At 32.1% G+C, this 25,311-nt stretch carries 23 protein-coding genes; 15 read left to right on the forward strand and 8 right to left on the reverse strand.

The genetic code is table 11. From position 1 onward, the window contains the following. Window positions 1-126 precede the first annotated feature (126 nt). Together ligA and K8B81_RS18470 are read left to right on the forward strand one after the other, a co-directional pair. The gene (gene ligA, locus K8B81_RS18465) at window positions 127-2,133 is read left to right on the forward strand and encodes an NAD-dependent DNA ligase LigA (protein WP_223683029.1); all 2,007 of its coding nucleotides are present in this window, start codon (window positions 127-129) and stop codon (window positions 2,131-2,133) included. After that, complete coding sequence (locus K8B81_RS18470; RefSeq protein ID WP_223683030.1) at window positions 2,120-2,797, forward strand: hypothetical protein; 678 nt, start codon at window positions 2,120-2,122, stop codon at window positions 2,795-2,797. Before ligA ends, K8B81_RS18470 begins: the two co-directional genes overlap by 14 nt. Here the strand turns inward: K8B81_RS18470 and K8B81_RS18475 are convergent. Both K8B81_RS18475 and K8B81_RS18480 read right to left on the reverse strand, forming a co-directional pair. Further along, the gene (locus tag K8B81_RS18475; RefSeq protein WP_223683031.1) at window positions 2,787-3,698 is read right to left on the reverse strand and encodes a bifunctional metallophosphatase/5'-nucleotidase; all 912 of its coding nucleotides are present in this window, start codon (window positions 3,696-3,698) and stop codon (window positions 2,787-2,789) included. The genes K8B81_RS18470 and K8B81_RS18475 overlap by 11 nt on opposite strands. A gap of 215 nt (window positions 3,699-3,913) precedes the next feature. Next, window positions 3,914-4,693: a 5'-nucleotidase C-terminal domain-containing protein gene (locus K8B81_RS18480; RefSeq protein WP_223683032.1), complete on the reverse strand. Its 780-nt coding sequence runs from the start codon at window positions 4,691-4,693 to the stop codon at window positions 3,914-3,916. 47 nt (window positions 4,694-4,740) lie between these two features. On the opposite strand from K8B81_RS18480, the gene K8B81_RS18485 reads away from it, so the two are divergent. The 13 genes from K8B81_RS18485 (at window position 4,741) to K8B81_RS18545 (ending at window position 17,023) form a co-directional block, all read left to right on the forward strand. Then, a complete protein-coding gene (locus tag K8B81_RS18485) occupies window positions 4,741-5,253 on the forward strand; it encodes a DUF6913 domain-containing protein (protein WP_223683033.1) in 513 nt (170 codons plus the stop codon). A 16-nt stretch (window positions 5,254-5,269) separates the two neighbouring features. Further along, on the forward strand, window positions 5,270-6,151 hold the full coding sequence (gene dapA / locus K8B81_RS18490) for a 4-hydroxy-tetrahydrodipicolinate synthase (protein WP_223683034.1): 882 nt from the start codon (window positions 5,270-5,272) through the stop codon (window positions 6,149-6,151). 136 nt (window positions 6,152-6,287) lie between these two features. Further along, window positions 6,288-7,082: an outer membrane protein assembly factor BamD gene (locus tag K8B81_RS18495; RefSeq protein WP_223683035.1), complete on the forward strand. Its 795-nt coding sequence runs from the start codon at window positions 6,288-6,290 to the stop codon at window positions 7,080-7,082. A gap of 8 nt (window positions 7,083-7,090) precedes the next feature. Further along, window positions 7,091-7,408, forward strand: a complete 318-nt coding sequence (locus K8B81_RS18500; protein WP_008463064.1) for a DNA-directed RNA polymerase subunit omega — start codon at window positions 7,091-7,093, stop codon at window positions 7,406-7,408. 9 nt (window positions 7,409-7,417) lie between these two features. Then, window positions 7,418-8,629: a bifunctional phosphopantothenoylcysteine decarboxylase/phosphopantothenate--cysteine ligase CoaBC gene (gene coaBC / locus K8B81_RS18505; protein WP_223683036.1), complete on the forward strand. Its 1,212-nt coding sequence runs from the start codon at window positions 7,418-7,420 to the stop codon at window positions 8,627-8,629. Next, window positions 8,622-9,506 carry a type IX secretion system protein PorD gene (porD, locus tag K8B81_RS18510; protein WP_223683037.1) on the forward strand — a complete coding sequence of 295 codons (885 nt, stop codon included), beginning with the start codon at window positions 8,622-8,624 and terminating at the stop codon, window positions 9,504-9,506. The genes coaBC and porD overlap by 8 nt, the downstream gene beginning before the upstream one ends. A 39-nt stretch (window positions 9,507-9,545) precedes the next feature. Then, a complete protein-coding gene (gene recN, locus K8B81_RS18515) occupies window positions 9,546-11,198 on the forward strand; it encodes a DNA repair protein RecN (RefSeq protein ID WP_223683038.1) in 1,653 nt (550 codons plus the stop codon). Window positions 11,199-11,205: 7 nt separating this feature from the next. Next, window positions 11,206-11,727 (forward strand): tetratricopeptide repeat protein, encoded by a 522-nt coding sequence (locus tag K8B81_RS18520; RefSeq protein ID WP_223683039.1) that lies wholly within the window; start codon window positions 11,206-11,208, stop codon window positions 11,725-11,727. A 19-nt stretch (window positions 11,728-11,746) separates the two neighbouring features. After that, entirely contained in the window at window positions 11,747-12,937 is a 1,191-nt protein-coding gene (gene fabV, locus K8B81_RS18525; RefSeq protein WP_223683040.1) for an enoyl-ACP reductase FabV, read from the forward strand. A gap of 123 nt (window positions 12,938-13,060) precedes the next feature. Further along, window positions 13,061-14,059, forward strand: a complete 999-nt coding sequence (locus tag K8B81_RS18530) for a glycosyltransferase (RefSeq protein WP_223683041.1) — start codon at window positions 13,061-13,063, stop codon at window positions 14,057-14,059. Window position 14,060: 1 nt separating this feature from the next. Then, window positions 14,061-14,657, forward strand: a complete 597-nt coding sequence (gene coaE / locus K8B81_RS18535) for a dephospho-CoA kinase (protein ID WP_223683042.1) — start codon at window positions 14,061-14,063, stop codon at window positions 14,655-14,657. Between the two features lie 59 nt (window positions 14,658-14,716). Beyond that, complete coding sequence (locus tag K8B81_RS18540; RefSeq protein ID WP_223683043.1) at window positions 14,717-16,300, forward strand: sensor histidine kinase; 1,584 nt, start codon at window positions 14,717-14,719, stop codon at window positions 16,298-16,300. Between the two features lie 3 nt (window positions 16,301-16,303). Next, window positions 16,304-17,023: a response regulator transcription factor gene (locus K8B81_RS18545; RefSeq protein WP_223683044.1), complete on the forward strand. Its 720-nt coding sequence runs from the start codon at window positions 16,304-16,306 to the stop codon at window positions 17,021-17,023. Window positions 17,024-17,078: 55 nt separating this feature from the next. Here the strand turns inward: K8B81_RS18545 and K8B81_RS18550 are convergent, their stop codons facing one another. The 6 genes from K8B81_RS18550 to K8B81_RS18575 form a co-directional block, all read right to left on the reverse strand. Beyond that, window positions 17,079-17,495 carry an OsmC family protein gene (locus tag K8B81_RS18550; protein ID WP_223683045.1) on the reverse strand — a complete coding sequence of 139 codons (417 nt, stop codon included), beginning with the start codon at window positions 17,493-17,495 and terminating at the stop codon, window positions 17,079-17,081. 177 nt (window positions 17,496-17,672) lie between these two features. Further along, window positions 17,673-19,649, reverse strand: coding sequence for a DUF349 domain-containing protein (locus K8B81_RS18555; RefSeq protein ID WP_223683046.1), 1,977 nt, complete (start codon window positions 19,647-19,649; stop codon window positions 17,673-17,675). Between the two features lie 244 nt (window positions 19,650-19,893). Then, window positions 19,894-20,643 (reverse strand): shikimate dehydrogenase family protein, encoded by a 750-nt coding sequence (locus K8B81_RS18560; protein ID WP_223683047.1) that lies wholly within the window; start codon window positions 20,641-20,643, stop codon window positions 19,894-19,896. Then, a complete protein-coding gene (locus K8B81_RS18565) occupies window positions 20,643-22,040 on the reverse strand; it encodes a tetratricopeptide repeat protein (RefSeq protein ID WP_223683048.1) in 1,398 nt (465 codons plus the stop codon). The genes K8B81_RS18560 and K8B81_RS18565 overlap by 1 nt, the downstream gene beginning before the upstream one ends. Before the next feature lie 274 nt (window positions 22,041-22,314). Then, complete coding sequence (locus K8B81_RS18570) at window positions 22,315-23,514, reverse strand: aspartate aminotransferase family protein (protein WP_223683049.1); 1,200 nt, start codon at window positions 23,512-23,514, stop codon at window positions 22,315-22,317. Window positions 23,515-23,580: 66 nt separating this feature from the next. Next, window positions 23,581-25,248, reverse strand: coding sequence for an OstA-like protein (locus K8B81_RS18575; RefSeq protein ID WP_223683050.1), 1,668 nt, complete (start codon window positions 25,246-25,248; stop codon window positions 23,581-23,583). Between the last annotated feature and the right edge of the window lie 63 nt (window positions 25,249-25,311).

A 25,311-nucleotide genomic window follows, 5' to 3' on the forward strand; every position in this document is an offset into this window, starting at 1 on the left:
TTTAGCAAAATATAATTTTGTCATGTACTAAAAAAAGTTTTAGTTTTTAATATTTTACAATAAAAAATAATCCTAATTTTGAGACTGGGTTTTTATACATTATAATCAGTACTATTTTTAATATTTATGAGTATTCAGGAGACAATTCAGAATTTACGAAACGAACTTAATCAACACAATTACAATTATTATGTACTTGATGATGCTACAATTTCTGATTATGATTTTGATACTAAACTAAAAGAGCTTCAGGATTTAGAAAAAAAACATCCTGAATTTTTTGACGAACATTCTCCGACTCAAAGGGTAGGCGGAATGGTGACCAAAAATTTTAAAACCATTGCACATCAGTTCAGAATGTACTCTTTGGATAACTCTTATTCAAAAGAAGATTTAGTAGAATGGGAAAACCGAATCCAGAGAGTTCTTGGAAATGTCGATTTACAATATACATGTGAACTAAAATACGACGGAGCTTCAATAAGCATTACATACGAAAACGGCAAACTGGTTCAGGCTTTGACACGTGGAGATGGTTTTCAGGGAGATGAGGTTACCAATAATATTAAAACCATTAAATCAGTTCCATTGCAATTAAAAGGGAATTATCCTGATAAGTTCGACATTCGTGGCGAAATCATCCTGCCTTTAAAAGGCTTCGAAAAAATGAATCAGGATTTAATTGAAATTGGTGAAACCCCATATTCAAACCCAAGAAATACAGCTTCCGGAAGTTTAAAGCTACAGGACAGTGCTGAGGTTGCCAAACGTCCTTTAGAATGTTTATTGTATTCGGTTACAAGCAATAATTTACCTTTTTCTTCTCAAATTGAAGGATTACAATTAGCAAGAGAATGGGGATTTAAAGTGCCAAGTGAGGCAAAATTAGCCAATACGATGCAGGAAGTTTTTGATTTTATTGATTATTGGGATACGCATCGTCACAAATTGCCTTACGAAACAGATGGTGTTGTGGTAAAAGTAAACAGTTTCCGTCATCAGGAAGAATTAGGCTATACAGCAAAATCACCTCGTTGGGCAATAGCATATAAATTTAAAGCAGAGCAGGTTTCGACCAGGTTAAAATCAATTTCGTATCAGGTGGGCCGTACCGGAGCAATTACTCCGGTGGCAAATTTAGAACCGGTACAGTTGGCTGGAACTATTGTAAAAAGAGCTTCATTGCATAATGCAGATCAAATCGAAAAATTAGACATTCGAATAAACGACACTGTTTTTGTTGAAAAAGGAGGCGAAATTATTCCGAAGATAATTGCTGTGGATTTAGAACAGCGTCCTCAAGATTCACAAAAAACGCATTATATTACTCATTGTCCGGAATGTCAGACGGAATTGGTCAGAAACGAAGGTGAAGCGAATCATTATTGTCCAAATTTCTACGGTTGTCCACCCCAGATTATTGGTAGAATCCAGCATTATATTTCAAGAAAAGCCATGGATATTGAAGGCCTTGGCGGTGAAACAGTGGGCTTACTTTTCAAAAATGGTCTTGTTCATAATTATGCTGATTTGTATGAATTAAAAGTAGAGGATATTCTGCATCTGGAAAGAATGGCACAAAAATCAGCTGAAAATTTGGTAAACGGTGTTGAAAAATCAAAAGAAATTCCATTTGAAAGTGTTCTTTTTGCATTAGGAATTCGTTTTGTAGGTGAAACTGTAGCCAAGAAGTTAGCAAGACATTACAAAAATATTGATGCACTAAGTAAGGCTTCGTTAATGGAATTGATTTTAGTAGATGAAATTGGAGAACGAATTGCAAAAAGCGTTATTGAATTTTTTGAGAATGAAGAAAATCAAAAAATAATTGAACGATTAAAAAGATATGGCGTTCAGTTTGAAATCGTTGAGAAAGTAAATCCTGATGCAACCAACAAGTTCTTAGGGAAAACCTTTGTTGTGTCGGGAGTTTTTACTGAATTTTCAAGAGATGAATTAAAGAAAACCATAGAAGATAACGGCGGTAAAGTGGGAAGTTCTATTTCTGCAAAAACAGATTTTGTAGTAGCTGGAGATAATATGGGGCCGGCAAAATTAGAAAAGGCAAATAAATTAAATATTCCAATACTATCTGAACAGGAATTTATAACCAAACTGAATGAAACCGAGTAGGCCGTCATTGATTTTATACTCGATTGCATTTTTTTTTACAATCGTGTTTGATATTCTTCAATATGATTATCTGACGGTTTGTATGAAATCGATTGTAATTCCTTCTGTATTCTTTTATTTTTATTCGTCAAATAATTTTAAAATTGATACAACTCAGATTTTAATTTTTGCTTTATGCTTTGTCGGAGAAGTATTTCATCTTATGGATGTAGAAATTTCTACCCTTGGATCTTCAATATGCTTTCTGTTTGTTTACTCTATATTAATCAAAAAAATCATTGTTGAAAAGATAAAACTTAAAAGAGCAGACCTGTTGCCTGTAGCTATGGTAATCTTAATTATTATCTATTTATTGTTTTCTGTTTTAAGTTTGCAGTTTGATAAAATCAAAGACTTTCAATTTCTATACTGTATTTACGGTATTGTATTAAGTGTGTTAGGGGTTGTTTGTTATACAAAATATATAACCAGAGGAACTTATGTTAGTTTACTGCTAACAGTAATGATTACCTGTTTTATAATTTCTGATATCTTTTTTATTTTCAATGAATATTTCTCCTATTCTTTAGTATTAATCCTAATTAGGGACATTGCGCAGATTCTGGCCTACTTTTTTATGGCAAAATATTTTATAGTATCAAATAAAAAGAGGGTTAAACAATAATTGATTTCCCTTGATTAGTATGTGACTTATTTTTGTCAAAATAAAAATCGATTCGGCCTAAATTTATTCCGTAGCATCCTACCTGATTTATCAGAACATCTTCGCCTGATTTATTTTTTACAATAGTAGGTTTGTCCAAAAAGGTATGTGTATGACCACCAATAATCAAATCAATGTCTTGTGTCAGTTCGGCTAATTTTAAGTCACAAATTTTTGTCTCGTTTTCTTTGTATTTATAGCCCAGGTGAGAAAGACAGATGACAAGGTCACATTTCTCTTCTTTCTTTAACAATTGCGTCATATCCTGTGCAATTTCTACAGGATTATTGTAAACAGTTTCCTTGTACATTTTTTTGTCAACCAATCCTGCAAGTTCTATTCCTAAACCAAAAACACCAACCTTAATTCCGTTTTTATTGAAAATTTTATATGGTTTTACATGTCCGTTCATGATTGTGTTTTTAAAATCATAATTCGAGCAGATAAAATCAAAACTGGCATGCGGCATTTGTGCGTACAATCCATTAAGACCATTGTCAAAATCATGGTTTCCAATTGCAGAAGCATCATATTTCATCATGCTCATTAGTTTGAATTCAAGTTCTCCACCATAATAATTGAAATAAGGGGTTCCCTGAAAGATATCTCCGGCATCTAGTAAAAGCACATTTGGATTTTCTTTTCGAATGGTTTCAATGAGAGCAGCTCTACGCGATACGCCACCTTTGTTTGGGTTACGAGGGTCATCAGCAGGAAAAGGATCTATGTGGCTGTGCACATCGTTAGTATGCAGAACAGTTAGATGCTTTATATCGTTTGTTTCAAAACTGCTCAATGAAAGGCCCAGGCTTAATAAAGCCGTCCCCGCAGCGGTTTTCTCAATAAATTCTCTTCTTTTCATTTTGTGTTTTTTTACTAAGACCCTGTTTAAAATTTAAATATTTAGATATTTATGAGATTATTTTTCGATAGATGAGGCAAATTTTGAAAGAATAATAGACTTATTTTTGAGTAAATTTAACGAAATATAGCGGAAAATAATCCGTAAAAAGCAATTAGATAAAATTTAAACAGGCTCTAAAACGCCTGTTTTTTATTTTGGATTCAAGTTTTTGATTATTCTTCTGTAATTCTAATATCTTTTGGAATCGGAATCGTATCTACTTCTTTAAAATAATCAATTAATACATTTCGAAGTTTATAGTCCAGGTCATATTTCTGTAAAGCTTTGAGGAAAAAATTCATGCTGTCCCCGCCATTTGCCAGATAATCGTTTGTTGCTACATAATACGTTTTAGTAATGTCAAGAGGTTTTCCCTGAATTTGAATATTTTTAGCAGTATTATCTTTTGAAATTGTAAAAGTCATACCGGCTAAAGGATGGGCTTTCTTTTGCTTAATTATATCCGAAGCAATTTCCAGAATCTGATCACCTTTTAAAGCTAATACAACGAGATTGTTTTCAAAAGGCATAATTTCGAAAGCAGTTCTTGTTGTTACATTTCCTTTTGGTAATATAGCCCTTATTCCGCCATGATTTAGCAAACATAAATCGATGTCTTTTTTTTCACGGATCTTAAAAACCTGAGTTCCTTTTTGTAAACAAACATCAGCTATCAGGTTTCCAATATTGGTTTGCCACTTTCCAATACTTTTATCAAGTGTTTCCGGACAATAAGCTAATACACTGTCTAAATCTTTATTGATGTGATCACGATAAGGTTTAATAAAGTTTTCTATCTCAGGAATCTGGTTGTTTTTTTCAGTAATAGGAAGTTGTTTCCCTTCTATTTTATCCAGATGGTAATTTTTTTTACTGCATGATAAAGCAAATAAGAATGTTAAGAATATAACAAAAAGTTTTAAAAATCCGTTATACTTTTTTAGTTTTACCATCTTAAATGAGACTTAAATAATTAATTTTGTAATCTGGTAAAAGTACTATGTTTTTAAATTACTTAAAGGATTTTTTTATAAAAAAAACATTAAAAAATAATTTACGTAATGTAAAAAAAGAAGTATTTACCAGTAATGTACAAACAATTGGCTTGTTGATTGATGAGAGTGATTTCAGGCATTCAAAAGCACTTATTGAGGAGTTAGTTTCTAAAGGGGTTGATTCTGACAGAATTAAAATTGTGGTGTACAGAGATAAGTTTGAGGATAAAAAAACATATTCTTTTCCAACTTTCACCCAAAAGCATATAGGTTGGAAAGGGGATAGTAAAGTAGATTTTTTAACTGAATTTATTGAAACAGAATTTGATCTTTTGATTAGTTATTATGATGTTCAGAAACCCATTTTGAAACTGATTACGAATCAATCAAAAGCAAAATTTAAAGTTGGGTTTGCATCAATAGACAAAGATATAAATCGTTGGATGATAAATACTTCTTTAAGCAATTATAGACTTTTCGTTTTCGAATTGTTCAGGTATTTAAAAAATATAAAGTAAAAATATAATTTAGATTATGCAATCATTAATAGGAACTGGTGTTGCGCTTGTCACTCCATTTAAAAAAGATTTTTCAATTGATATTGAAGCTTTGCATCGAATCATTAATTTTTCGATTGACGGTGGAGTGGAATATCTGGTCGTTATGGGTACAACTGCAGAAAATGCAACTTTAACATTAGAAGAAAAAGAGTTGGTTATCAGTACGGTTGTTGAAGTTAATAACGGAAGATTGCCTTTAGTTCTTGGAGTTGGAGGCAACAATACAATGCAGATTGTAGAAGAATTAAAAACAAGGGATTTTTCAGCATTTGAAGCTATTCTTTCTGTTTCTCCTTACTATAATAAACCTACACAAGAAGGGATTTATCAGCATTTTAAAACCATTGCAGAAGCTTCTCCTGTTCCGGTAATTTTATATAATGTTCCAGGAAGAACATCAAGTAATATGGCACCTTCAACAGTAGTTCGTCTTGCAAACGATTTTGACAATATTGTAGGGATAAAAGAAGCGGCAGGAGACATGGCTCAGGCTTTGCAACTCATTAAAAATGCACCAAAGGATTTTTTGGTAATCTCAGGAGATGATATGATTGCTTTGCCAATTGTATTAGCTGGCGGGGCAGGAGTTATATCGGTTATTGGACAGGGATTCCCAAAAGAATTCTCAGAAATGATTCGTCTAGGCCTGAACCGAAAAGTAAATGAGGCTTTTAAAACCCAATACTTATTGTCTGATTGTATTGATATGATTTTTGAACAGGGAAATCCTGCCGGAATTAAACAGGTGTTGCAGTCTTTAGGAATTGCTGATAATACGGTTCGTTTACCATTAGTTTCAGTTGATGAATCATTAGCAGACCGATTAGATAAATTTGTAAAAGCAGCATTAAAATAAATACAATATTCCCCGTATTTTATTGTGTCAAAAAATATTTTGTAGTAGCTAAATTAATAACTAAATTTGCCACCGAAACTTCGGTGTGATTTTGCTTTGGCATAATTGTCTAAGAAATCATAATAAAAGTAAGAAAATGAAAAAACTAGTATCGCTGTTAATTGTTGTTGCCCTTTTTTGCTCTTGTAGTGATTATCAGAAGGCATTGAAAAATGAAGATGTTGCGGCAAAATTTGAAATCGCAACAAAGATGTATGAAGCAGGGAAGTATAATAAAGCAATTAGACTTTTTGAGCAATTAGCGCCTACATACAGAGGAAAACCTCAGGCAGAAAAGCTATTCTATATGTTTTCTCAGTCATATTATAAAACAAAACAGTATTATTTAGCAGGTTATCAGTTTGAAAGTTTTGTTTCGGGTTATCCGCGAAGTGAAAAAGTTCAGGAGGCTGCTTTTTTAGGAGCTTACAGTTATTCTAAATTAGCTCCTGTTTATAGTCTTGATCAGACAGATACAGTAAAAGCATTAGATAAATTACAAGCTTTTATTGATAATTATCCAAATTCAGAATACATTGCTCAGGCAAATGAGGCTGTTAAGGTATTAAGTGGTAAACTTGAAAAAAAGGCGTATGAAAATGCAAAAGGGTATAATACTATTTCTGACTATAAATCGGCATTAGTGGCCTTTGATAATTTTATCGCAGATTATCCAGGAACTCCATTTAAAGAAGATGCCTTGTTTTATAAATATGATTCAGCATACCAATTAGCAATAAACAGTATTCCTCAAAAAATGGAAGAGCGTTTAAATGTTGCAAAAGTGGCGTATAACAACTTGTTGAAGTTTAAAAGCGATACAAAATATAAAAAACAGGCAGACGAAATGAATGCCAGAGTAGAAACAGATTTACAAAAATTTACTAAATAAATAAAGTCATGGATTTAAAAAAGACGAATGCTCCTGTAAATACAATAACTTACAATAAAACAGTTATTGAAGAGCCAACAGGAAATGTGTATGAGGCAATCACTATTATGGCTAAAAGAGCAAACCAGATTAATTCTGAAATTAAAAAAGAATTGACTGAGAAATTAGAAGAATTTGCTACTTACAATGACAGTCTTGAAGAAGTTTTTGAAAATAAAGAACAAATTGAAGTTTCTAAATTTTACGAAAAATTACCAAAACCACACGCTTTAGCTGTTCAGGAATGGTTAGACGGTAAAACATACCACAGAAGCTCAAACAAATAATACAGTACAATGTCAGTTTTAAACGGTAAGAAAATTTTACTGGGGGTTTCCGGTGGAATAGCAGCCTATAAAACAGCCTCATTAGTACGACTCTTTATAAAAGCAGGTGCACATGTTCAGGTGATCATGACACCTGCTTCTAAGGATTTTGTAACTCCACTTACATTATCTACCTTATCAAAAAATCCTGTATATTCCAGTTTTTTTAATGAAGAGGATCAGGATGCAGTCTGGAACAATCATGTTGATTTGGCACTCTGGGCTGATCTTATGATAATTGCTCCTGCTACAGCCAATACGTTGTCAAAAATGGTAACGGGAAATAGTGATAATCTTTTAATCGCGACTTATTTATCTGCTAAATGTCCAGTTTATTTTGCTCCGGCTATGGATTTGGATATGTACAAACATCCTTCAACTTTATCTGGTTTTAATACTTTAAAGCAATTTGGAAATGTAATGATTCCAGCTGAAAATGGCGAGTTGGCAAGTGGTTTGTCAGGCGAAGGAAGAATGGCAGAACCTGAAAACATAGTCTCTTTTTTGGAAGCTGATTTAGAAAGTAAGCTTCCTTTAAAAGGAAAAAAAATACTTGTAACTGCAGGTCCTACATACGAAGCAATAGATCCGGTGCGTTTTATTGGGAATCACTCTTCAGGAAAAATGGGCTTTGATATTGCAAAAGCAGCAGCTAATCTTGGTGCTTCGGTTATATTGATAACAGGACCTACTCAGTTAAAGGTTGAAAATTCTTTGATTAAGGTTATTAATGTTGTTTCTGCCCAGGAAATGTATGACGCCTGCCACTTGAATTTTGATGATGCTGATGTGGCTATTGCTGCCGCCGCAGTAGCCGATTATAAACCAAAGTTCGTTGCAGTTCAGAAAATTAAGAAAGCTGCTGATGAGTTTTCGATCGAACTGGAAAAAACAAAAGATATCTTGTCTTCTTTAGGAAAAATTAAAAAAAATCAGTTTTTAATTGGTTTTGCTTTAGAAACTGAAAATGAAATTGAAAATGCTAAGTTGAAAATCCAGAAAAAAAACTTAGATTTGATTGTTTTAAATTCGTTGCAGGATAAAGGAGCAGGTTTTCAGTATCAAACTAATAAAGTTACTTTTATAGATAAGGAATTTAAAATTGAACCAATGGATTTAAAATCAAAAGAATCTGTTGCGGTTGATATTTTAAATAAAGTTATAGGGCATTTTTATGAGTAAATTAGTTACTTTTTTATTGTTTTTGTTTTTTGGTTTTGCACAGGCACAACAGTTAAATTGTACAGTTACTATAAATACAGAAAGGCTGCCAAATCCAAATTTACAGGTCTATAAAACACTTCAGGCTTCTTTGTCTGAATTTGTCAATAAAACAGATTGGATGGGAGCTGTTTTGAAACAAAATGAGCGAATTAACTGTTCCATGTACATTACACTTTCTTCACATAATTCTGATCAGTTTTCAGGGACAATACAGGTGCAATCTTCAAGATTAATCTATAATTCTACCTATTCTTCTCCTGTTTTTAATTTTAACGATAAAGATTTTAATTTCAGATATACAGAATATGAGCCTTTGTTGTATAATCCCACTACATTTGAGTCTAATTTAATATCGGTAATATCCTTTTACAGTTATATGATTTTAGGGATGGATGGTGATACATTTCAGTTCGCAGGTGGAAATCCGTATTTTGAAACCGCCCAAAATATTGCCAATATTGCACAACAAGGCGGTTCCAAAGGATGGACTCAGTCAGATGGACTCCAAAACCGATATTTCCTGATAAATGATATGCTTGCTCCTGTTTATTCAGATTTGAGGCAAACTGCTTTTTTATATTATTCAGGATTAGATATAATGAATCAGGATTTGAAAGAAGCAAAAGAAAAAATAAAATCTTCATTAATGTTAATAGGTAAATTGAATTCGGTTAAACCAAATGCCTTTTTGACAAGAGTATTTTTTGATGCAAAATCAGATGAGATAGTATCTGTTTTTTCAGGAGGACCCAGTATTACAATTACAGATTTGGTAGAAAATTTAAACAGGGTTTCACCTTTAAATTCTACAAAATGGTCTCAAATTAAATACTAACTGAAATTTATACTTCAATAATTTTACTTTTAAAGCTATATGATTACTTCGCTGTCAATTAAAAATTATGCCTTAATTGAAAAACTTTCTATAGATTTTTCTAAAGGTTTTTCTATAATAACCGGAGAAACCGGAGCTGGAAAATCAATTATTTTAGGAGCTTTAGGATTGGTTTTAGGCAAGAGAGCTGATTTAACTTCCCTTAAAAACAAAGAAGAAAAATGTGTCATCGAAGCACAGTTTGAGATTTCTAAATACAATCTGAAAGATTTTTTTGAATTGAATGATCTTGATTATGAAGATGAAACAATTATTAGACGTGAGATTCTTCCTTCTGGTAAATCACGTGCGTTTATTAATGATAGCCCTGTAAATCTTCAGGAATTACAGGATCTGAGTGTGTTTTTGATTGATATTCATTCGCAGCAGCAAACCCAGGGACTTTCAGATGAAGGTGTGCAGTTTAAAATCATTGACGCAATTGCTCAAAATTCAGGAATTATAGATTCTTATCAAAAATCGCTAAAAGTATATAAATCAGATAAATCAAAATTAAATGCTTTGCTTAAAAAACAAAGTGATGCAGGTAAGGAGCAGGAATACAATACTTTTTTATTGAATGAACTGGTCGCTGCAAAATTAAAATCAGGAGAACAGGAAGAACTGGAAGCTGATTTTGAAAAGCTGAATAATGTTGAAATTATAAAGGAGTCGATTGATAAGTCGCTTTTAGTTGCTAATGAAGAGCAATTTGGTGTTATTCATAATTTGAATGAGATTAAAGCCTCGTTGCAAAAAATTGCAGCTTTTTCATCAGAATATCAAAGCTTGTTTGATAGAATCACAAGCGTAGCAATTGAATTTGACGATATCTCGAAAGAATTGCAAAATGCTACTGAAAAGTTATTAAATGATCCTGAGAAATTAGAATTGACCAATCAGAAATTGCAGTTGATTCATAATTTACAGAAAAAGCATCAGGTTACTACTGTAGATGAATTGTTGCAAATTCAGTCAAACTTGGAAAAATCTGTGTTGGAATTAGGTAATATTGAAGAAGAAATAGCAATTCTGTCGAGATCGATCGAACAAAAAACAGAAGAGTTAGATTTACTTTCAGCTAAAATCCATCAAAATAGAAAAGAAGCAATTCCGGTTTTATCGAAACAGCTAATTTCAATATTGGAAACATTGGGAATGCCAAATGTTCAGTTTAAAATGGAATTAACAGCATCGGATACTTATTTTCAAAATGGAAAAGATGAGTTGCAATTTTTGTTTTCTGCAAATAAAGGAACTGACTTCGGCTTACTGAAAAAAGTTGCTTCTGGTGGAGAAATGTCCCGTATAATGCTGGCTGTAAAAGCAATATTGGCACAATATTCTAAATTGCCAACTTTAATTTTTGATGAAATAGATACAGGTGTCTCCGGTGAAATTGCGATTAGAATGGGAGAGATCATGAAAGAGATGAGTACCAAGATGCAAATATTTGCCATCACACACTTGCCTCAGATTGCGGCTAAAGGTGACTCTCATTTTAAGGTGTTCAAATCTACAATTAATGATGACACACAATCGGAATTAAAGCTTTTGTCTCAGGACGAAAGAATTATAGAAATTGCTCAAATGTTGTCAGGGGCCAATATATCTGATTCTGCATTGAATCATGCAAAACAATTATTAAGTTAAAATAGAAATGGAAAGCCTTAGTTATTACGAAAATCAATTTATAAAAGCAGATTCATTAATCTCTGACGGAAATATTGCTGAAGGGAAAGAGTTGCTTGAAGAAATATTGTCTCAATATCCGGATTTCGGTAAAGCACATAATCATTTAGGGTGGATTTATTACAATAAGCTGAGTAATTATGATAAAGGAATTTATCATTATAAACTGGCTATGAAATTTGAACCTAAATATCCTGCGCCTTATTTAAATTATACTTATCTCCTTATTGATATTGGAAGGTATGAAGAAGCGAAAGAGCATATTAATTTTACTATGAAAACTCTGGAAAATTTCGATTCATCATCTTATAATAGTGAATTGGGAAGGATGGCAGAGTATGAGAATCAATATTTAGCTGCTTATAATTACTATAAGTTAGCCAAAAAGAATGCTTTAAATCCTAATTTTATAGACAATATGGATGCAAACATGAAAAGGGTTAAGGATAAAATGTCTATTTTTGAAAAATTAAAATTGAAATTGAATTAATACAATAAATAATTACAAGATGATCATAGAACCTAGAATGAGAGGATTTATTTGTTTGACATCACACCCAAAAGGATGCGAGCAAAATGTTAAAAATCAAATTGAATATATCAAATCAAAAGGGCCTATCGAAGGGGCTAAAAAAGTATTGGTAATTGGTGCTTCAACAGGTTTTGGATTAGCTTCAAGAATTACAAGTGCTTTTGGATCTAATGCAGCAACTATTGGTGTGTTTTTTGAAAAACCATCTGCTGAAGGTAAAACGGCTACACCGGGCTGGTACAATTCTGCGGCTTTTGAATCAGAAGCTCATAAAGCCGGATTATATGCAAAAAGTATCAATGGGGATGCCTTTTCAAATGAGGTAAAAAGAGAAACTTTAGATTTGATAAAAGCAGATTTAGGGCAAGTAGATCTTGTAATTTATAGTTTGGCTTCTCCGGTACGTACCAATCCTAAAACAGGAGTTACACATCGTTCAGTTTTGAAACCGATAGGTCAGACATATACTAATAAAACGGTTGATTTTCATACAGGAAAAGTAACTGAAGTTTCAATTGCTCCTGCTAACGAGGAAGACATTGTTAACACAGTTGAAGTTATGGGAGGAGATGACTGGGCAATGTGGATTGAGGCTTTAAAAAATGAAAATTTATTGGGTGATGGCGCTAAAACTATAGCTTATTCGTATATCGGGCCGGAACTAACAGAAGCAGTTTACCGTAAAGGAACTATTGGTCGCGCAAAAGATGATTTAGAAGCTACAGCTTTTACTATTGCTGATAGTTTGAAATCAATAGGAGGAACAGCTTATGTTTCTGTTAATAAAGCTTTAGTGACACAATCAAGTTCTGCAATTCCGGTTGTGCCTTTGTATATTTCTCTTTTATATAAAGTAATGAAAGAAAAAGGAATTCATGAAGGTTGTATTGAGCAGATTCAGCGTTTGTTTAAAGACAGATTGTACGCCGGGACTGAAATTCTTACTGATGATAAAGGAAGAATCAGGATTGATGACTGGGAAATGCGCGAAGATGTTCAGGCAGAAGTGGCAAAACTTTGGTTGGAAACTACCACGGAAACGTTACCAGCTATTGGTGATTTAGAAGGATATAGAAACGATTTCTTAAATCTGTTTGGTTTTGAATTAGCCGGAATAGATTATAAAGCAGAAGCAAATGAAATGGTTCAGGTAGAAAGTATTAAATAATTTATTTAAATCATTACAAAGGAAAACCATCAACCCAAAGTTGGTGGTTTTTTTATGAATAAAACTTATCTTTGCGCAAAATTTTAATTTTATAAAACTGTCCTTAATTCCTATGTCCTAATTATGGTTTTTTCTTTAATTATACCCGTTTATAATCGCCCGGATGAAGTAGATGAGCTTTTAGAAAGTTTAACGAAATCTGATTATAATGAAGCTTTTGAAATTGTTCTTGTTGAAGATGGATCTTCAATTCCTTGCAAGAGTGTAGTAATGAAATATCAGGGAAAACTAAACATATCATATTACTTTAAGCCTAATTCAGGACCAGGAGATTCCAGGAATTTTGGGATGATAAAAGCAATAGGTAATTATTTTATTATTTTCGATTCTGATTGTATCATTCCTTCCAATTATTTGACAGAAGTCCGTAAAGAATTAGACAGGGAATATGTAGATTGTTTTGGCGGACCTGACAAGGCTTTGGATAGCTTTTCAGACATACAAAAAGCAATTAATTTTGCTATGACTTCTTTTTTGACTACCGGTGGAATACGTGGTGGTTCTGAGAAAATCGGGAAGTTCCAACCAAGAAGCTTCAATATGGGGATTTCAAAAAAAGCTTTTGAAGCATCAAAAGGTTTTGGGAATATTCATCCTGGTGAAGATCCCGATTTGTCTATCAGATTATGGAATTTAGGTTTTGAAACGAGATTATTTCCTGATGCATTTGTTTATCATAAACGAAGGATAGACTGGGAGAAGTTCTCTATTCAGGTAAATAAATTTGGAAAAGCAAGACCAATATTGAATAGCTGGTATCCGGAACATAATAAGCTTACTTTTTTCTTTCCTACTTTTTTTATGTTGGGATTATTATTAGCTTTTTTATTGTTAATTTTAAATATTGATGTTTTATTACAAATATATTTTGTATATTTCGTTATAATTTTTCTTACATCTAGTGTTGCTAATAAAAGTTTTAAAATTGGATATCTTTCTGTAATTGCTGTTTGGAAACAATTTTATGGTTATGGAATAGGTTTTTTAGAATCTTTTGTAAAAATTATTATTTTAAAGAGAAAGCCTCAGAAAGCTTTTCCTAATATGTTTTTCAGAATATAAGATGGCAAAGATTATTGGTTTGACAGGAGGTATTGGAAGTGGAAAGACAACTATTGCAAATTATTTTAAGGAAATGGGCGTGCCTGTTTATATAGCTGATGATAAAGCAAAGGAAATAATGCAATCTCATTCCATAATTAAAGAAATCAAAGCTGTATTTGGTGAGGCGATATTTGAAAAAGAAGTGCTTAACAGGGCAAAATTAGCAGATATTGTTTTTAATAATGCCGATAAGCTTAACCAGTTAAATGCTATAATACACCCGGCTGTTAAGAAAGATTTTGAATTATGGCTTCAAAAAAATAAAAATTATGATTATGTAATTTATGAAGCAGCAATTTTGTTTGAGAGTGGAAGGTACAAAGAATGTGATGTTGTTATTACAGTTACAGCGCCTGAAGAAATAAAAATTGAAAGGGTTATAAAACGTGACAAAACAAGTAGAAAACAGGTCTTAGAAAGAATGAATATGCAATGGAATGATGAAAAACGAATTCCAATGAGTAATTTTATTATCTTTAATGATAGTCATAAAAATGCAAAGCGAGAAGTTGTTAAAATTCTTAAAATTTTAAATATAAAACAAAATCATTCTTAAATGTTAATATTTGGTTAATGTATTATTTAGTATATTGTTAAAATATTAATTTTGTTTCGATGAATAAATTATTTTTTAGAATACTTGTTTTGCTAATGAGTTTGTCCTTAATTGGGATAATTCTGGTTCAGGTATATTGGTTCAATTCTTCGTTAGAGAATAATGATGAACAATTTAAATATCATGTAACGCAGGTAGTTAGTGATGTTTCAGAAACACTCGCAAAACTGGAAGAATATAGTTTTCGGGATAAAATCAATCATATAAGGGATAGTACAGGTAAAATTCCACAAAAAGAAGATTTGCTGGAAATTTTATTTGTTCAGAGAAATACTAAAACAAATAAAACTATAGTTTATAAAAATAGTATCACTTCTGAAAAGTATGATACAAATGGATCAATTTTTAATAAGAAATTCAATTCAGACGGTTTTAAAAGTTTTAGTTCAAAGAGGTTGACAGAAGTTTACAATAATAATATTATTGATAATTCAGTTTTAAATCAAAGTACAATTCCGGATATAAAAGTTGAAAAAGATGGTAATCTTGATATTTTAAATAAAGCTCAATTAACAATTACATCTAATGATTATGCGTCAATATTGCCAATAGATGAAAGAATTACCAAAGATAAATTAAATTCTCTTTTAAAGAAAGAACTTAAAGAACATGGTATAAAAACTAAATTTGAGTTTGGGATTTATAGCAATGGTATTCCTACAAAAGTTAAGTCGGATGGTTTTCATTATGATAAAGATGCGACTTACAGTATTCCTGTCTTTACAGACAATGAAGGGAATAGTAAGTATGAGCTATTAGTTACTTTTCCGTATAAAAAGAAGTTTTTGTTATCTCAACTGGTGAGCATTACAATACTATCTATAATTTTTACATTAATTATTGTAATTGCATATACAAGTGCTCTAAATCAGTTAATACGACAAAAGCAAATATCTGAAATTAAAACAGATTTTATAAATAATATGACGCATGAGTTTAAAACTCCTATTGCTACCATAAATTTAGCTCTTGATGCGATTCGTAACCCCAAAATTATTGAAGATAAAGAGAAGGTATATCGTTATCTTCAAATGATCAGAGATGAAAATAAAAGGATGCATGCTCAGGTAGAAAATGTACTCCGAATTTCGAAATTAGAGAAAAAGGAACTGGATATCACCAAAGAACCTACTGTAATTCACGATATTATCGAAGATGCAATTGAACATGTAAATTTAATTTTAGAAGACAAACAAGGTACAATTGTAAAACATTATAATGCAGCAAGAACTACATGTCTGGTAAATGAAGTTCATTTTACAAATGTGTTGGTTAATATATTAGAAAATGCTATAAAGTATTCTCCGGATATTCCTGAAATAGAGGTTTTTACAGAGAATATTAAAGACATGATCCTGATAAAGATAAAAGACCATGGATTAGGAATGAGTAAAGTAGCTCAGAAGAGAGTTTTTGAGAAGTTTTACAGGGAACATACAGGAGATCTTCATAATGTAAAAGGACATGGACTCGGACTTGCCTATGTAAAAAGAATAGTTGAAGACCACAATGGTCAGGTTTATGTAGAAAGCGAAAAGGGAAAAGGTAGTACCTTCATAATAAAAATACCACTAATAAATTAAAATATGGAAAATATTAATAAAAGAATACTTTTAGTAGAAGATGACCTTAATTTTGGTGCAGTTCTTAAAGATTATTTAATGCTAAATGACTTTGAAGTTACCTTAGCAAAAAATGGTATGGAAGGTTTCGAAAAATTCAAGAAAGACGTTTATGATTTATGTATTCTTGATGTAATGATGCCTTATAAGGATGGTTATACTTTAGCTAAAGAAATCAGGGAAAAAAATAGTGAAGTGCCGATTATTTTTTTAACGGCAAAATCTATGAAGGAAGATGTTTTAAAAGGATATAAGGCGGGTGCTGATGACTACCTGAACAAACCTTTTGATTCTGAAGTTTTATTGATGAAAATAAAAGCTATTATTCAAAGAAAATCGTCTGATACAAAAGCAGAGCAAGTTCAGTTTGAATTTAATATTGGTAAGTTTCATTTAAATTCTAAATTAAGATTTTTAACCTTCCAGGATGAAGAGCCAATCAAGTTATCTCCTAAAGAAAATGAGTTGCTTAAAATGCTTATTTTACACGAAAATGACTTAATGCCAAGAGAGTTAGCCTTGACGAAAATCTGGAGGGATGATAATTATTTTACATCAAGAAGTATGGATGTTTATATTGCGAAACTTAGAAAATATCTAAAAGCCGATGAAGATGTTGAAATTTTAAACATTCACGGAGAAGGTTTTAGACTTGTAGTTAAAAGCAAAGCAGTATCTGAATAAATTTAAAAAAGCTCTGAAAACTCAGAGCTTTTTTTATGGATTAAATATTTTAAATTTAAATCAGGTTAACACTTAATGTGATTTCTGTTTTCAATAGTTTAGAAATTGGGCAAATTTCTTTTGCTTTAGCTGCAATTTCTGAAAACTTTTCAGCAGTTATCGAAGGGACTTTTCCTTTCAGTTCTAAGTGAATTAAAGTAATAGAACCATCTTCAAAAGTAACTGTTGCTTCTGTAGATAAATCGTCTGCAACGAAACCTTCTTCGTTTAATAAAAAGCTTAATTGCATTGTAAAACAGCCAGAATGTGCTGCTGCAATAAGTTCTTCAGGATTGGTTCCTACTCCTTCTGCAAATCTTGTTTTGAAAGATAATTGTGCATTATTTAGAGTTGTACTTTGTGTGCTTATTAATCCGGTTCCTTCCATACCGGTTCCTTTCCAGTTTGCGTTAGCTTTTCTTGTAAATTTCATTTTGTAGTTATTAAAGTTAATAATTATACATTTAAATTGCCAAATGATGACTTTTTCAAATATAGTCAATATTTTACAGATTAGTTTTATTAATTTGTTGCTGGAAAGTAAATTAATTAAAAAAGGTGTAATGAAAAATTTCTCATTACACCTTTTTTGTGATTAAATTTAAAAAACCTATTCCTGATTTAGGTTTCTTAACTGTTTAAGTTTGTCTTTCCATAGCTCAAGACTCTCTTTATGGATAGCAATGTTTTTGCGAACTTCAAGAACAATCGAGTTTTCTTTTTTTGCATTTTTAGTATTCGTAAAGAACTGAATGTTATTTTCTAATTGGAATATTTCATTCTGTACTTCTTCAATTTTGCGCATAATGAAAATCTTTTCATTATCTAACTTGCGTGTATCATTGCTTTCTGATAAAGAATCAATTCTGTTGGAAAAACGCATCATTTCTGTATCTTTTTTACTAAGACTTAATTTTTCAAAAAGAGCATCCAGAATTTTATTGAATTTGCCTTCGATATGACGTCTTGAAAAAGGAACTTTTCCAAATCCTTTCCATGTTTCAATATGCGATTTAATGGCATCTAAATCTGTTTTATGATCACCTGTAAGTTCAAATGTTCTTAAAGTGTCTAGATATGCTTTTTTATTATCAAAAGCAGCAACTTCTTCTCCGTTTTCTTCAGATTTGTGTTCTTTTAATTTGTCAAAATAATGGTTGCAGGCATCTTTAAATTCTTTCCAGATTTTGTCAGAGTATTTTTTAGGAACATGACCAATTTGTTTCCACTCTTCCTGAATTTGTTTCATGATTGGAGTAGTCGCATTAAAATCTGTACTTTCTTGTAATTCTTTGGCCTTTGCAACCAAGGCCATTTTTTTGTTTAAATTATCGTTTTGGTCTTTTTTGATGTCTTTGTAAAACGAGTTTTTAAAAGAATTAAAGTTTCTTACGGCAGTTTTAAATGCAGCCCAGGTTTGTTCGTTTACATCACTTGGTACTTTTCCGGCAGCAAAAAACTCATTTCTAAGTGCTTCAACTTTTTGTATTTGCACTAGCCATTGCGAATGGGAACCTACTTTTTCAGTGGCTAAAGTTTCAATAGTAGCAATGATTTCTTTTTTAATTTCAAGATTTTTTTGCTCATTTTCTCTTTGGCTTTCGAACAAAAGTTCCCTTTTATCGTGTATTTTTTTAGTTAGTTCACTAAATTTATTCCAAATCGTATCACGATGTTCTTTCGATACAGGACCAATATCTTCTTTCCAGATTCTGTGTAAATCTTGTAATTCACGAAATGCCTTATTAATGTCAGGCTCGCTCACTAATTCTTCAACACGGGTAATTATCTTTTGTTTTTGTTCAAGATTGTATTTGAAATCAAGGTCTCTTGCTTCGCGGTCTAGATGAAGATAATCATAAAAATTCTCAACATGAAAATGATAATTGTTCCAGACGTGATTGTATTTGTCTTTTGGAATAGGTCCGGCGTTTTTCCATCTCTCTCTTAATTCATTAAAATGTTTGAGAGTGTCTTTGATGTTTTCCTGTGGATTTATAAGTTCTTTTAGTTCCTCTACTATAGCAAGTCGGATTTCTAAATTTGATTTTAAATTACTTTGTAAATTTTTAAAGTGTGCATTTCTTTTTTCTCGAAATATGTTATAATATTCGTCGAACTTCGATTTTAAAGGAGAATGATATTGGAATTCTTCATTAGGATCTTGGTTTGATGCATTGAATTCTTCTTTTTTTTCTTCTATAAAGTGATTGAATTGAAGTAAAAATGATTTTTTAATTTCTTCTATATGGTCTTTTACAGACATCACTCTGTCTGTGTTTACAAGTTTTTTTAATTCATCAACAAGTTTGTCTAACGAAAAAGTATCATAATCCTCCATAGGAATATCATGACGTTCCTTTAGTGTCTCGTCTTCGCTTTCTTCAGCATTAGAATTTGTTATAGCATCTAATACTTCCTGATGATTTGTTTCTTCAGCCTGAATATTTTCTGGAGCTGTAATTTCCTTTTCTGTAGTTGCTTTAGAAATTGATGTTTCTGTTGCATCATTTTGTGAAGAATCATTCAGGTTGATTTCTGATTTTCCATCTGCTTCCTGCAGGTTATCATTCTTTTCTTCTAACATTTTTAAATGTATAAGGTTTATATTTTAAACATTGCGAAAGATAGTAAAGGTGTTTCTAAATACAAAATAAATCGTTTGTTTATGTGTTTTTCGATTTAAAAATCTTATCTTTTTTAGCGTAAAAACCGATTAAATCTAATGTGTTTAATTGTTTTAGTAAAATTTTTAGACTGGGTCCTGTAAATTTACAGAATAAAAAAGGCTACATTTTAAGTGTAGCCAAACTTATAAATTGTTTTGAAAGTTATTTATTCCAGATTTTCCATGCTTTTTCTGCCTGAAAAATAAGCATATCATGACCATTTTTTATTACTGCTCCTCTTTCTTTGGCATTCTTTAAGAACTGAGTTTCAGCAGGATTATAAATCAAATCATAAGCGATATGTTTATCTGTAAAAAACTCATAGGGAAGGTCGGGGCAAGCCTCAATATTTGGACTTGTTCCAACAGGAGTACAATTAATTATGATTTGATAATTGTCAAAAGTTGTTGCATTAATTAAATTGTAATCAATGATATTCTCTTTTGCTTCTCTTGAAACAAAAGTATATGGGATGTCAAGTTCATCAAGTGCAAATGCTACTCCTTTTGATGCACCACCAGTACCCAGAATGAGTGCCTTTTTGTGATGTGGTTCAAGTAATGGCTTTAATGATTTTTTGAAGCCATAATAATCAGTATTATATCCTTTTAATTTTCCGTTTTTTGTAAATTTTATAGTGTTTACTGCACCAATCAAAGTTGCTTTTTTGGAAAGCTTGTCCAGATAAGGAATGATCTGTTCTTTGTATGGAATCGTAACATTTAGGCCTTTTAAGTCTGGATTGTTTTTAAGTAAGCCTGTGAAATGACTAATTTCAGAAATATCAAAATTTTCGTAGCTGTTGCCTGCGAAAATTTCGTCATTAAATTTTTCTGTAAAATATCCTTTTGAAAAGGAGTAGCTAATATTACGGCCTAATAAGCCAAAGCGTCTTCTTAAAATATCAATCATTATTCTTTTCTATGTTTTTCAATATAATTTTTAACCATTTTTTTTGACCAGACAACAGGGAAAAGATCTTCAATCAAAATGTAGTTATCAAAGTTTAAACGCAAACCATTGCTTAAATGAAACTTCGCTTTTGTATTGTCCTGAATCATAAAATACAATCCGGCCAAACGGTATTCTATTTCGTTTTCTTCCGGAAAATATTCAGAGGCTTGCAGTAATGTTTGTATGGCGCTCTCAAATTCACCTAAAAACTGAAGAATATCTACCCAAAATAACCAGGTATCTAATGCATAATCTCCAAATTCTACTGCTTTTCTATAACCAAACTCAGCTTCTTCAAAAAAGTTCATTTGTTTGTTTATAGTAGCATAACGTTTCCAGTATAAACGATTTTGATTGTCTATAGCCAATGCTTTATTGACAAAAAATAATGCTTTCTGAAAATTTTTCTGGCGCACATAAAAATCAGTAATAGCAATCCATCCTTTGTCCAGAAGAGGGTCTTCGTGAACTGTTTGGTTGTAATATTTTAATGCAAGGACATTATTTCCCAGCTTTTCGTAGCATTTACCAATTCGCAATAAGGCATAAGAGGTTGCATCATCTAATTCGATAGTTCGATTGTAGCTTTCTATTGCCTGTGCATATTTTTTAAGACGTTCGTATGCTTTTGCTTTTTCCATGAATGCTCCCAGAAACTCTTCATCAATCAGCGTTGCGTAATCGAAAGCACGAATCGCATTTTCATATTCTTTTATCCCGTAATGCAATCGTCCAACCTGATGCCAGGCGATTTCGCTATATGGGTTTTTGTTGATATATTCATTAAGATACGCGATAGCTTCCTGATTTTGGTCTAAAAATTCAAAACAGTAAACTACGTTGTATAGTGCTGACTGGTCTTCTATATCCTCTTCAAGACATTTGATGAAACTGTCTTTTGCCATCTCAAGATTATCCATAAAAAGATATTCCATTCCCATTAAGTTATACACGTCAGCAAAATCATCTGTATATTGCAGGGCAATTTTAAGCAATTCTACTGCTTTTTCGTGTTGGTCTCTTTTGGAACAAATATTGGCTTTTTGGATGTAAATTTCTTCGTTGTTAGGTTCAATTGCATACAACTCGTTCAAAAGCTTTTCAGCCATGTCAAGTTTGTCATCATAAACCAGCATTTCTACTTGTACTAATTTTAAGCCTGTAGATTTTGGATGTTGGTCTAATGCAAGTTTTAAGGCTTTTTTTGCTAAATTAGCCTTACCTATATCTAAATAATGAAGAATAATTTCTTCGAATTCTTCAGAATCAAAAAAGAGTACTTTGTTGGTTTTTAACATCGACTCAAATTTGGATAGGGATAGGTTATAATCTTCTTCTTCGTTGCTTAATTGCATACTTTTTGTTTTTGAAATTAGCCTGTTATAAATTTAGGCAACCATATTATTTTGTGCGGAAAGGAAATTTATTGTTTTGAACAATTTAATTAACAATATGGACAGGATATATGTTCTGTTTTTAGTTTTAATCTTTGATTTATAAAAGATTAATGTGTTTATTATTCTAACGTTTCTTTTTAACGGGAAGCCATAGCCCAGATAGAAGTGGAAATCCTTTTTTGAAGCATTTTCAGCTTCAAAAAAGATTGCAACGTATAGCTGGAAATAGCTCCTAATTAAGCTCTTCGTTATTATTCAAAATTTCATCCATAACTTCTAGAATTACGGCACATCCTTCTTTTATTTCTTCTTTAGAAATGGTTAATGGCGGTGTTATTCTAATGGCGCATCCTTCAAATAATAGCCAGAATAAAATAAGTCCCTTGGCCTGACAGTTTAAAATGACCTGATTCGTTATTTCGGCACTTTCGGTCATTGCGGCAAGCATTAATCCTTTTCCTCTAATTTCTGTTATCAAAGGATGTACCAAAAGTGATCTGAAGAGTTTTTCCTTTTCTAAAGTTTCCTGCATCAGATTAGTCTCAGTTAATTCCTTTAAAGTTGCTAAGCAGGCTGACGCAATGACAGGATGGCCTCCAAAAGTTGTAATATGCCCTAATTTTGGATTCTCGGTTAAAAGATCCATTTTTTCTGCGGATGCTGTAAAAGCACCTACCGGCATTCCGCCACCCATTCCTTTTCCCATAACGACAATATCCGGAACGACATCATAATTTTGGAAACCGAATAATTTTCCGGTTCGGCCAAAACCAGGCTGAATTTCATCTACAATCATCATAGCACCAACTTCGTCACAGCGTTTGCGTACTTTTTGCAGAAAGTTGTCTTTAGGTTCAATAAAACCAGCTCCTCCCTGAATTGTTTCAAGTAAGATTGCGGCTGTTCGTGTGGTTATTTTTTGTAAATCTTCTTCGTTGTTGAAAGTGATAAAATCAACATCAGGAAGCAAAGGACGAAAGGCTTGTTTGCGCTCTTCGAATCCCATAACACTCATAGATCCCATGGTGTTTCCGTGGTATGCATTATGACATGATATTAATTGACTGCGGCCTGTAGAACGTTTGGCTAATTTAAGTGCGCCTTCAATTGCTTCAGTACCAGAGTTAACCAAATAGGTCTTGTTTAATGATTCCGGAAGCAGTGAAGCTATTAGTTTACAATATTGTACGGCAGGGCTTTGTGAATATTCTCCATAAACCATAACATGTGAATATTTGTCCAACTGATCCTTTATGGCCTGATTGACCCTTGGGTGCTGATGCCCAAGTGTACAGGCTGAAACACCGGCAACGAAATCTAAATATTTTTTATTACTTGTATCGTAAATATAGGAGCCTATTGCATGTGAAACTTCCATTCCTAGTGGATATGGGGAGGTCTGTGCCTGATATTTTATAAAATCTGGATTCATTTTTTGAGAACTAAGATTTTGATGTTTTGATTCTTTCGATTGTTTAAAACCTGCTTTTTACTAAAATTATTTTTTAGCTTTTTTGTTAGTTCCTTTGCTGGCTTTAGCAGCAGGTTTCTTTTTGTCGTAATTTAGTGTTTCCTTCCTGATTTTCATAGGAACATTGGGTTTGCCATCTTCTGCTTTGCCTTCTTTGACTAATTTATCGTTGAGTTCGTTTTCTTCAGGAGGAAAAATATCATCCTTTGATTTTATCCTTTCGTCTCCACGCCATACAAAACCTTTTAATTTTCGGTCATTTTCCGCCAACTCATCTTCTGGATAGCTATCACTTTGAACATTTTTAAAAAGAGTTATGTTTTCAACTCTGTTATTCTCTATAATAAGATTGATTCTGCTGCTTACACTTTTGTCAATTCCCACAAGTTCGTTTGCTGAATTTCTTGCGTAATAAATCGCTTCGGTGTTTTTTATTATATCGACATCGTGTAATTTCCCATCTTTAAATTTTCCGATAAGATTCATGCCCTTGACCTGGTTGTAACCTGTGCCAAGTGTATCTTTAGAGATTAGAAAGGTATTATTGAACACTTTAAGCGAGTCTATTTTTCGGGTTTTATTATCTCCAATTAAGTGCATGAGGTCCCCTGTGATCTGGCTCTCAGCATTCCATAAAATGGGTTTTCCTATTAATTTTGTGAGTGCTATTTTACTGTTTGAATGAAGCGAGTCGCATTTGCCACTCATATCTATTTTGAAAAAGCGAACATTATTAAAAGCTCTGATAATTCTTTCGCCTTCTTTTCCGGTGACCATTAATTTTTTGCCATGAATATAGACTGAATCATTTTCGACCAGATTTATGGCAACCGCTCTTTTGGTTACAAACATTGAATCTTTTAGTTTGTATAATTCGGCGTAATGACCTTTTACGATTCCCTTGTTTATAGAGTCTGTAATTTTTACATTTCGTGTTGCTGATGCAAATTCGGTATTACGATTGTAGTATAAACTGTCGCCCTCTATTCGCCGGTCGTCATATTTAATATATGATTTTCGCAGGAAATGGGCGAGGTTTTTCTTCGTGTCATAAAAACCATTTTCAGTATAGATATAATTTGTTTTACTCGTGATGGTTGATGGTCCAAATAAATAAGAGTGCCCTGAGTTACTATAGTAATCTAAGTGATTAGATTTCATAACATATTTAGGGTTTTTAAGTACTACTTCTGTTAAAAACTGAAATTTTTTCTGTGTCACGTAGTACCTTCCGGATTTACTTACCAGGGTATTATCTTTGTTTATAATTGTGCCTTTGGTATTGTAAAAAACTTCCTGAACATTTCTGTCAAAATTAATGGTATCAGTTTGCAATGTTGCATCAGGAGAAGTCATAACAGCGTTTCCGGTTGCGAAAGCTTTTTTTACGTTACCACTGTATTCAGCATATTTACTATTTAAAAATAAGGTGTCACCTTGTACAAGCTGTACGTTACCGAAGGCTTTTATATAATTTTCTTTTTGAAAAAAATAGGCTTTGTTGCAAGTAAGTACTACGCCATCATGATTTATTTTTACATTTCCGGTAAGCAAAAGTGCTCCGGGAATTTCTGCTTCGTTGACATCTGAAAAGTCTGAGTTTTCAACTATTATTTTCTTAGGAGTTTGGGCTGAAACTATCTGGAAACTTCCTATAAGCAAACAAAAAGATATGAAAAAGAGTAATTTCTTCAATTGATTTAATTTTTTTCAAATTTATGAAAAAGGTAGCAACCTAAGTCGATATTAAGATTTATT

The sequence above is a fragment of the Flavobacterium hibisci genome, from assembly GCF_020026925.1.
In the GTDB taxonomy this organism is placed as follows: Bacteria; Bacteroidota; Bacteroidia; order Flavobacteriales; family Flavobacteriaceae; genus Flavobacterium; species Flavobacterium hibisci.